This window comes from Catenulispora rubra (assembly GCF_015356825.1).
Classification (GTDB): Bacteria; Actinomycetota; Actinomycetes; order Streptomycetales; family Catenulisporaceae; genus Catenulispora; species Catenulispora rubra.
This window is the reverse complement of record NZ_JAACYW010000381.1, coordinates 1-9,823: the sequence shown is the minus strand read 5'-3', so window position 1 is coordinate 9,823 and position 9,823 is coordinate 1. Positions and strand designations below refer to the sequence as shown.

Annotated in this window: 7 protein-coding genes; 6 read left to right on the top strand and 1 reads right to left on the bottom strand. The window is 69.5% G+C overall.

Going from position 1 to position 9,823, the window contains the following annotated elements:
• The first annotated feature begins 159 nt into the window (after positions 1-159).
• From GWK61_RS49560 to GWK61_RS49550, 3 genes are all read left to right on the top strand, one after another.
• On the top strand, positions 160-909 hold the full coding sequence (locus GWK61_RS49560) for a bestrophin-like domain (RefSeq protein ID WP_194920719.1): 750 nt from the start codon (positions 160-162) through the stop codon (positions 907-909).
• 146 nt (positions 910-1,055) lie between these two features.
• The gene (locus GWK61_RS49555; RefSeq protein ID WP_194920717.1) at positions 1,056-4,328 is read left to right on the top strand and encodes a penicillin acylase family protein; all 3,273 of its coding nucleotides are present in this window, start codon (positions 1,056-1,058) and stop codon (positions 4,326-4,328) included.
• 105 nt (positions 4,329-4,433) lie between these two features.
• The gene (locus GWK61_RS49550) at positions 4,434-5,021 is read left to right on the top strand and encodes a TetR/AcrR family transcriptional regulator (protein ID WP_194920714.1); all 588 of its coding nucleotides are present in this window, start codon (positions 4,434-4,436) and stop codon (positions 5,019-5,021) included.
• Positions 5,022-5,209: 188 nt separating this feature from the next.
• Here the strand turns inward: GWK61_RS49550 and GWK61_RS49540 are convergent, their stop codons facing one another.
• Entirely contained in the window at positions 5,210-6,556 is a 1,347-nt protein-coding gene (locus tag GWK61_RS49540; RefSeq protein ID WP_194920713.1) for a PucR family transcriptional regulator, read from the bottom strand.
• 63 nt (positions 6,557-6,619) lie between these two features.
• Here GWK61_RS49540 and GWK61_RS49535 point away from each other — a divergent pair, with 63 nt between their 5' ends.
• The 3 genes from GWK61_RS49535 to GWK61_RS49525 all read left to right on the top strand — a co-directional run bounded on the left by GWK61_RS49535 (position 6,620) and on the right by GWK61_RS49525 (position 9,760).
• Positions 6,620-7,531, top strand: coding sequence for an SGNH/GDSL hydrolase family protein (locus tag GWK61_RS49535; RefSeq protein ID WP_323748121.1), 912 nt, complete (start codon positions 6,620-6,622; stop codon positions 7,529-7,531).
• A gap of 45 nt (positions 7,532-7,576) precedes the next feature.
• Positions 7,577-8,452 (top strand): hypothetical protein, encoded by an 876-nt coding sequence (locus tag GWK61_RS49530; RefSeq protein WP_194920710.1) that lies wholly within the window; start codon positions 7,577-7,579, stop codon positions 8,450-8,452.
• A 72-nt stretch (positions 8,453-8,524) separates the two neighbouring features.
• On the top strand, positions 8,525-9,760 hold the full coding sequence (locus GWK61_RS49525; protein ID WP_194920708.1) for a cytochrome P450: 1,236 nt from the start codon (positions 8,525-8,527) through the stop codon (positions 9,758-9,760).
• Positions 9,761-9,823: the final 63 nt, after the last annotated feature.

Below are 9,823 nucleotides of genomic sequence, written 5' to 3'. Positions count from 1 at the left end.
GTCCCCGACACACACGACCATCCCGGCCCAGCCCGCTCTGGCGCACCCCCCGCGCCCCGGAGTCAAGACCTCTCTGTTCCTCCTCGTCATGATGATGCCGGCAGCCGGCGCCGCCGCGGTGCTCGCGGCGCGCCGGAAATAGACCCGCGGGAGCGGCGAATGTCCAATGTGATCAGTGGTCTGATCGTCGTGGCCGTGGCCGGCCTCATCGGCGCGCTCGGCCTTTTGGTGCGGGTCAAGGTGTTCCCGGGGAAGGAGGACGAAGAACGGGAGGACGTCGCGGGCTACGTGACGATGATGGTCGGCGTGATGTTCGCCCTGATCCTGGCCCTGGCCCTGGTATCGGTGTGGGAGGACAAGGACAGCGCCGAGGGCCATGTGGCGACCGAGGCGAGCAGCCTGCACGAGGCCTACCTGCTCGGCGCCGCGATGCTGCCCGCCGACCAGGCGAAGATCCAGGCGGCGGCCACGGCCTACTCCGACTACGTCGTCCACACCGAGTTTCCGGCCATGCGCGCCGGCAAGGAGGTCGGCGACGACGGCTGGCAGCTGCTGACGAACCTACGCACCTCGTTCCTGAACGCCGACGCCACGACCCCGGCCCGCCAGGCCGTGCTCTCCGACGCCACGACACAACTCAGCAACCTGGCCGACGCACGCCGCGGCCGCCTGGACGACACCGAGAAACGCATGCCGTCAGTGCTCTGGGTCGGCTTGGTCCTCGGCGGTCTGCTGACCGTCGCGCTCACCTTCATCTACGGCATCGAACAACGCTTCACCCACATCGGCATGGTGATGGGACTGGCCGCGCTGATCGGGTTCATGCTGATCCTGGTCTACAACCTGGACAACCCCTTCAACCAGGGCGTCGGGGCGAATACCGGGCCGTTCACCAGGTACTTCTCATGACCGGATCCTTTATCAGGAATCGATGACGATCCGGGGCGGTGACCGAACCTGGTCAACTGACCCAGTCGATTGTTCGGAAACTCTTCCGCAACGTGTTACTCGGTAGTAGCGTGCGCCGCGCCACACATCCCGGAAGGAGACCGAGCATGCACATCCGTGCCCGAACGATGGCCGCGGCGGTGACCGCGCTGGTAGTGGGCGGGGCCCTCGCGGTTCCCGCGGTGACCGCTTCGGCGGCCTCCGCCGGAGCCGTGAGGGCGAAGGCGGCGGCCGTCTCCGCCTCCGGCGCCGCCGACTACTGCCTCGGCCAGTGCAACGACATCCTGCCGCCGGGCGAGAACGGCAGCGCCACGACCGCGCAGATCCTGTGGTTCAAGGCCACCGGCAACCGGCCGGCGAACACCGACGACCAGCTCGGCAAATACGCAAGCCTGGTGGACGGGTACACCGGCCTGACCAACGGCACGCTGGGCAACTTCTTCAACAACTCCTCCTTCGGCGTCCCGGCCAACCAGGTCAGCAGCACCCTGAGTCCCGGCGGCCGCAGCGACGTCACCATCACCCGCGACCAGCAGGACATCCCGCACATCTACGGCACCACCCGCTCGGGGGGCGAATACGGGGCCGGATACGCCGCGGGCCAGGACCGGCTGTGGATGATGGACGTCTTCCGGCACGTCGGCCGCGGCGAGCTGAGCGGATTCGCCGGCGGCGCGGCCGGCAACCGGCAGCTGGAGCAGAACTTCTTCCTCAACGGCGCCTACACCGAGCCCGATCTGCAGGCCCAGGTCGACCGCGTGAAGAACAGCGGCCCGCGCGGCGCGCAGGCCTACCAGGACATGGCCGACTACCTGGCCGGCCTGAACCAGTACATCGCCGACGTGAAGGCCGGGGACGACTTCCCGGGCGAGTACGACCTCACCGGCAACGCCAACGTCTTCACCGGCGACGGCATCCAGAACTTCCAGCCCACCGACCTGGTGGCGATCGGCACGGTCATCGGCGCGCTGTTCGGCGCCGGCGGCGGCGACCAGGTCGCCTCCGCGCTGGTCAAGGAGGCCGCCGAGGCCAAGTACGGAGTCGCGCAGGGCGACGCGGTCTGGAACTCCTTCCGCGAGGAGAACGACCCCGAGGCCAACCTGACGCTGCACAACGGCCAGTCGTTCCCGTTCAACGGCACCCCGGCGAACCCCTCCGGCGTGGCGATGCCCGACCCGGGCTCGGTGACGCCACAGCAGATCGTCTTCGACCCCACCGGTTCGGCCGCCTCCAGCACCACCGCCGCGACGACCGCCACCGGCTCGGCCGCGGCGAAGTCGGCGACGTCCAAGGCCAACCTCAAGGCCAACCCGGCGCTGGGCAAGCAGACGAACTCGATGGGGAACGGCGTCCTGCCGGCCGGTCTGTTCCAGACCAAGCGCGGCATGTCCAACGCCCTGGTCGTCTCAGGTCAGTACACTGACACCGGCAACCCGGTCGCCGTCTTCGGCCCGCAGACCGGCTACTTCGCCCCGCAGCTGCTCATGCTGGAGGAGATTCAGGCTCCTGGCATCAGTGCCCGCGGCGCCGCCTTCGCCGGCCTGAACTTCTACGTCGAGCTCGGCCGCGGCGCCGACTACTCCTGGAGCGCCACCTCGGCCGGCCAGGACATCATCGACACCTTCGCCGTGACGCTGTGCAACACCGACGGCACGCCGGCCACCAAGGACTCCACCGCCTACCTCTACAACGGCGTCTGCACACCGATGCAGCAGATCGAGCGGGACGACTCCTGGAGCCCGACCATCGCCGACAGCACGCCGGCCGGTTCGTACAAACTCATCGCGTTCCGGACCAACTTCGGCATCGTGCAGGCGCGCGCCACAGTCGGCGGTAAACCCGTCGCGTACACCTCGTTGCGCTCCACGTACCAACACGAGGTCGACACCATCGTCGGCTTCCAGATGTTCAACGATCCCAGCGTGGTGACCGGCCCGGCCGGCTTCCAGCAGGCGGCCTCGAACATCACCTACACGTTCAACTGGTTCTACGTCGACTCCCAGCACACGGCCTACTACAACTCGGGCCTGAACCCGACGCGGCCGGCCAACGACGACCCGAACCTGCCGATCGCCGCCGACGCCGCACACCAGTGGCTGAACTGGGATCCGAGCACGAACACGGTCGCCAACACCCCGTTCGCGGCGCATCCGAACTCCGTCGACCAGAACTACTACGAGTCGTGGAACAACAAGATCGCGCTGAACTACACGACCTCCGGCTTCGGCGACGGCTCGATCTACCGCAGCAACCTGCTCGACGAGCGTATCCAGGGCCTGATCAACTCCGGCACCAAGGTTACCCGGGCCTCGCTGGCCCAGGCGATGGAGGACGCGGCCCTCACCGACCTGCGCGGTGAGAAGCTGCTGCCGGAGATCCTGCAGATCGTCGGCACGCCGACCGATCCCACGCAGGCCAGTGCCGTGGCCGAGCTGAAGACCTGGCTCGCCGACGGCGTCAAGCGCAAGGAGACCTCGGCCGGCAGCAAGACCTACGCCGACTCCGACGCCATCCGGATCATGGACGCCTGGTGGCCGCTGCTGGTGCAGGCCGAGTTCCAGCCCGGCCTGGGCGGCGGCCTGTACTCGGCGATGACCGGCGTGCTCTCGGTCGACGACTCCCCGTACGGGGGCTCCGAGGCCGGCGTGTCGCACAAGGGCTCGTCGTTCCAGTCCGGTTGGTACTCCTACGTCGACAAGGACCTGCGTACCGTGCTGGGCCAGTCGGTCCAGGGCCCGCTGGCGCAGACCTACTGCGGCGGCGGCAACCTGACGCAGTGCCGCACGGCGCTGCTGTCCGCGCTGTCCACGGCGATCGCCACCCCGGCGGGCTCCGTCTACCCGGCCGACTCCGTCTGCTCCGCCGGCGACCAGTGGTGCGCCGACTCCATCCAGCAGCACCCGCTGGGCGGCATCACCGACAACCAGAGCAACTGGCAGAACCGCCCGACCTTCCAGCAGGTCGTGCAGTACCCGGCTCACCGCGGGGCGAACGTCGCCGACCTGGCGACGCAGAGCACTGCGACCGCCTCCAGCAGCCAGTCGGGGTACCCGGCGAGCAACGCGGTGACCGGCAACGGCGCCAACCGCTGGGCCAGCAACTGGGACGACAACGAGTGGCTGCAGGTGGACCTCGGCTCGGTCCGCCAGGTCGGACGCGTGATGCTCAACTGGGAGGCCGCGTACGGCAAGGCGTACGACATCGAGGTCTCCACTGACGGCACGCACTGGCAGACCGTCTACTCCACGGCCAGCGGCCACGGCGGCCAGGAGGTCGACCGGTTCCCGGCCACCACCGCGCGCTACGTTCGGATGCAGGGTGTCCAACGCGGGACCGGTTGGGGTTACTCTCTGTACCAGTTCCAGGTCTACGCCCTGTAACCACCAGGACCAGCACCACTGAAACCCCACCTGGCCTCGCCCGGACCGCCTCGCGGTCCGGGCGAGGCCGGTCGGGGCGCCGAGCACATAGGGATGGATCACCGCATGCCGCGCATAGCCGTCGACGAACGCCGCGAACTCCTCGTCGAGGCGGCGATCCGGGTGATGGTGCGCGACGGCGTGGCCAAGGCCACCACGCGGTCGATCGTCGCGGAGGCCGGCATGGCCCTGGCCACGTTCCACTACAGCTTCCGCTCCAAGCAGGAACTACTGGAGAACGTCATCGAGACCATCACCGCGCACACCCTCGACCTAGCCGTCGAAGTCCTGGTCGGCGACGGCAGCGCCGAGGACAAGGTGCGCTCGGCACTGGACACGTACTGGAGCCACGTGCTCGCCAACCCGGGGGAGCACCGCGTCACCTACGAGCTGACGCAGTACGCGCTACGGCACCCGGGCCTCGCCACGATCGCGAAACGGCAGTACGAGGCCTACATCGCCGCGGCCTCGACCCTGATCGAGTCGCTGGACGTGGCCTGGAAGGCGCCGACGCCGGTCATCGCGCGCTACCTGATCTCGGTCATGGACGGCATGACGCTGCTGTGGCTGAACGAGGGCGACGACGCCTCGTGCCGGGCGGCGCTGGATCTGACGGGGGATCACCTGGTGAGCTTGATTGACGCAGGGGACTGACAGGCTCTCCTGCTGTAGCGGCGGTTCGGGGCGGTGGTCCGGCGTTCAGCGGGCCCAGATCGCGAAGGTGTATCCCCGGGCCTTCAGGGCCTTGAGGATCCCGCCGAGCGCCGCGACGGTCTGGCTGCGGTCGCCGCCGCCGTCTAATTCGCCCATAAGGCCCTGTAGTTCCCTCTGCTGTGCTTCCGCTAGGAGCGCTCGCGGAGTGCCTGCCGCGCGACCAACGACGCATGCAGCTCGCCCAAGTCCTCGGTGCGGTGCGCCGACAGCCCTGTCAGCTCGCTGATACGGCGCAGTCGGTAGTCGACGGTGTTGGGGTGGACGTGCAGCGCGTTGGCGGTCGTCCGCCGGTCGCGGTCCAGGTGCAGGTATGTCTGCAACGTCGTCAGCAGCTCCGGCTTGCCCGCCAGCGGCTCCAGCCGGGCCGCGAGCGCCGACAGCGCGGCCGACGGACGGCTGAGCTGGTAGTCCAGCAGCACGTCTTCGAGCCGGTACAATCCCGGCGGACGCCCCGTCGCACGAGCCAGATCGACGATCTCGGCCGTGTGTGCGACCGCCGTCGGCACCTCTGCGACGTCGGCGACGGCCACTGCCGCCGTCAGCGGAGCCCCGGCGGTGTCGGCCGCGTCGGCAATCAGGGCTCGAAGTTCATCGTGGTCCAGGACTGCCGTGTCGTCGTCGAGCGGCATCAGGACCGTGCCACGATCCGACCGGAACGCCGTCAGGCACGGCTGCTGCGAGAAAGCGTCCAGCGCCTCCCGCACGCGCCGGATCTTTCGACGTGCCGCGACGCCGGGAGCGGCCGCGTCCTCGTCGGGATGGCGTTCGAGATGCAGCGTCAGCACGGCGTAGCGAGGTGCCGCTTGCCCGGTCCCGTCCGGCTCCGTCCCGGAGAGTAACGCCGCCATTAACGCATGCCGACCGCTGTGTTCCTCGCTGTCGATCGCCCGCCGCGCGGCCAGGTAGCTTTCCGTGACCGAGCACAGGATCCGGCGCTGGATGTCCAGCAGCATCTCCAGCAGCTCGCGCAGGTCGGTGTGATCGGCGGGCGTGGCCCCGGCCGACATCTGGGACCACACCATGGAGATGCCGAGCTGGTACGCCGCCAGGATCGCGTCCAGCGGCACGCCTTCCTCGGCGCGGCGCTGGGCCGAACGTCGCTGAGCAGCCAGCTCGGTCTCGTCCGGGACGCGCCGCGCCTCGACCGCGTCGGCGAACATCCGCACCGACTGCTGCACGATCTCTGCGATGTCCCCGGCGACTTCCTCGCCGGGCAGCGTCGCGTAGACCGGCAGCTCGTCGAGCAGGCGGGCCAGGACGCGGCGCGACAGGTCCGGTGCCATCGCCCGCAGGTCGGCGGCGACCGGCCGGCCCCCGATGCGCAACGCGTCCGGGCGCCCCGGAGCCGTCAGCCGCCGTTCATCCGCACCGCCTTGACGCGCCCCCGGATCCTCGACGGCTTTGTGACGCGTCACAGAATCCCCCGCCGAAGTCTGGGTCACCGTCCAGTTAATCAGTGCCCGAAGAGTCTGCATGATGACAGGCGAGAGCGTCCATCCGCCCGCTCAGCGTGCAGAAGCCCGGAGGAGAAACCCACCGTGAAAGCGTCTCGCACCGTCAAGGCCGTCGCAGGGCTCTGCGCTCTGCTCAGCGCGGTCTTCGCCACCGCCGCGACCTCGGCCACGGCCCAGGCCACGGCTCAGGCCACGGCCCAGCCCGGCACGACCCCGCAGGTCTACGTCGCGCTCGGCGACTCGATGGCCTCCGGGCCGCTGATCCCGAACCCCACCGGCGAGCTCGCCTGCGCCCGCTCCACCCACAACTACGCGCACGACATGGCCGCCGCCATCGGCATCCCGGTGCTGCGCGACGTGACGTGCAGCGGCGCCAGCACCTTCCATATGACCAACCCGCAGCCGCTGTCGATCGCCGGAGTGCCCGCCGGCACCGCGCCGCCGCAGTTCGACGCCCTGACCCCGGACACCACGCTGGTCACGCTCACCATCGGCGGCAACGACGTCGGCCTGGTCGGCGTCGCGCAGAACTGCGAGCAGCTGAACCCCTTCGCCGCACCATGCGAGGGCAAGTACGTGGTCAACGGCATCGACTCGGTCGCCGCGCGCACCGACGCCTTCGCTCCGAAGCTGGCCGCCGTCCTCGCCGGAATCCACCAGCGCTCGCCCCAGGCCCGCGTCCTGGTCACCGGATACGGGCTCTACATCAAGGCCGGCGGCTGCTGGCCGTTCGAACCGCTGCTGGGCTCCGACGCCACCTGGCTGCAAAGCGAGGTCGACTACCTGAACAGCACCATCGCCACCACCGCCGCCGCCAACGGCGCGACCTACATAGACGTGCGCACCCCCAGCGCCGGCCACGACTCCTGCCAGGGCGAAGGCTCGCGCTGGGTCGAGGGCTACCTGCCGCTGTCCCTGGCCGCACCGCTGCACCCGAACCAGTCCGGCGAAGCGGCTTACGCGCGCATCATCGGCGCCGTGGTCGCGAACGGCTGAGCCGCCGTGATCACACGTCCACGTTCGAGAAAGGACACCTGCCTCATGAAGCACCGTCCGTGGTCGTGGCGCGTCGCCGTGACCACCGCGCTGCTCGCCCTGTTCCCCCTGGCCTCCGCCTCCGCCGCGGGCTGGACCCGGCTACCGGGCTACCAGACCTGGACGCTGGTGACCGCGCTGGAGCGCGGCCAGGGCGTCTCGACCGACGGCACCTACTACTACTTCTCCGGCACCTACTCCCTGGACAAGGCCACCGTCAACGGCATCAACGACGTCACGTCGAACGCCACGGCCATCCCCTCCCAGCTGTCCTCGCAGTACGGCTCCAACCACATCGGCGACAACGACTACTACGGCGGCTACGTCATCACCGGCATCGAGGACGGCAGCGCCTACCAGCACCCGCTGCTGGCGCTGTTCAACGCCTCGAACCTGAGCTACACCGGCCGGTACGTGCAGCTGCCGCTGAACCTGATGCCCGGCGGCGTCCCGTGGGTGGCCGTCGACGCCGCGGCCGGCCTGGTCTACACCGCGCCGTGGAACCAGAGTGCCGCCGACGGCAGCGACCACCTGGTCGTCTACAGCCTCCATGACCTGCTGACCCTCCCGGCCGGCGCCGCCCTGCCGGTCCTGCGCACCGTGAAGCTGTCGCAGCCGCTGAGCCGCATCCAGGGCGCGAAGGTGTGGCGCGGACAGCTGTGGGCCTCGGCCGACATCGCGGGCAACAAGTCGGTCTGGACGATCGACCCCACCACCGGCGCCACCGCCGAGCAGTTCACCCAGGACGTCCAGCCCAACGACGAGGTCGAGGGCCTGGTGGCGCTGGACCTCGGCCCCTCCGGCGGGCAGCTGCACATTCTGAACGTCGGGTCCGGATGGAAGTCGATCTTCTTGTACTTCCAGCACTACGCGCTGAACTAGCTCTGGTGCAGATCGCATGAGACCGCGGCGGCGGAGGTTCCCCAGCCTCCGCCGCTGCGGTTGACTCGAACCATGAGCGAATCAGAGATCTGGTTTCAGGACCCGTACGCCGCCTTCGCCCAGGGCCGCCAGAGTGCGGGCCCCGCTTTCGTCCCGGCGGTCGGTGCGTGGGTGGTCGCGCGGCACGACGACGTGCTGGAGGTGCTGCGGCGCGCCGATGTGTTCTCCTCGTCCAACACCCTGCCGCGCGACGAGATGCTGCCGGAAGCGGTGCGGGCTGAGTTGGCCGACAGCATCGGCGGCCGGCCGGTCGTGGTGAACTCCGACGGCGCCGCGCACCGGCGTTACCGTGCGCCGTTGCTCGCCGGGCTCACGCCGGCGCGGGTGGAGCAGGTGACGCCGTTCATCGGGCAGCGGGCGGCGGAGCTGGTCGAGGGCTTCGCCGGGGACGGCCACGTCGAGTTCGTCAGCCGCTACACGGCCGTCCTGGCCAGCGAGACGATCGGCCGGCTGATCGGGTTGGAGCCCGAGGAGGTCGCGCAGGCGGTCCACGGCACCACGCAGGCGCTGATCATGTACTTCTTCCCGGTCGGCGACGAGCAGAAAGCCAAGGCCGCGCGGAAGTTCGCCGAGATGCGGGCGATGATCGACGCGCACGTCCGGCGCCGGCACGCCGAGCCACGCGACGACCTGTCCAGCGTGCTGCTCGGCGCGCTCGTTCCCGACGACGATGGCGAGCTCACCCTCGACCAGCGCCACGAAGTCGCCTCGAACGTCCTGAACCTGTTCATCGCCGCCTTCATCACCGCCACCCCGCTGCTCGGCACGATGGTTCTCAATCTGCTGCGACACCGCGAGCAGTGGGAACTGCTGTGTGCGAAGCCTGAGTTGATCCCGGCGGCCGTCGAGGAGGCCACGCGCTACGACACCTCCATGCAGAGCGTCCGCCGCATCACCACCGCCCCGGTGACGCTGGCTGGCGTCGAGATCCCGGCCGGCGCGACACTGCTGGTGGCGCTCGCCTCCGCGAACCGCGACGCGGAGGTCCACGACCAGCCCGACACCTTCGACATCACCCGGCCGACCAGCTCGGGCGCGGGATCAGGCGCGGCGAACCACGTCTCCTTCGGCCACGGCCCGCACGCGTGCGTCGGCGCGCAGCTGTTCCGCGAGGAAGCACGCGCGACGCTGCGGGCCCTGACCCAGCGCCTGCCGAACCTGCGACTCGCACCGCAGGAGACGGGGACGATGGGCCGCAGCGTCGTGCCGCGTGACGGCTCGCTCCAGGAGCTGAAGCTGGTGTGGTAGCTGCGAAAGTCGGCGGTCATGCTTTGGGTGTGGGTGCGGGTGGCTGGTGTCGGGTGGGTGTGG

Excerpts from the sequence above, each read along its gene's own strand:
- GWK61_RS49540 (WP_194920713.1), bottom strand. The coding sequence starts at position 6,556 with ATGCAGACTCTTCGGGCACTGATTAACTGGACGGTGACCCAGACTTCG.
- GWK61_RS49530 (WP_194920710.1), top strand. The coding sequence starts at position 7,577 with ATGAAGCACCGTCCGTGGTCGTGGCGCGTCGCCGTGACCACCGCGCTG.
- GWK61_RS49560 (WP_194920719.1), top strand. The coding sequence starts at position 160 with ATGTCCAATGTGATCAGTGGTCTGATCGTCGTGGCCGTGGCCGGCCTC.
- GWK61_RS49550 (WP_194920714.1), top strand. The coding sequence starts at position 4,434 with ATGCCGCGCATAGCCGTCGACGAACGCCGCGAACTCCTCGTCGAGGCG.
- GWK61_RS49525 (WP_194920708.1), top strand. The coding sequence starts at position 8,525 with ATGAGCGAATCAGAGATCTGGTTTCAGGACCCGTACGCCGCCTTCGCC.
- GWK61_RS49555 (WP_194920717.1), top strand. The coding sequence starts at position 1,056 with ATGCACATCCGTGCCCGAACGATGGCCGCGGCGGTGACCGCGCTGGTA.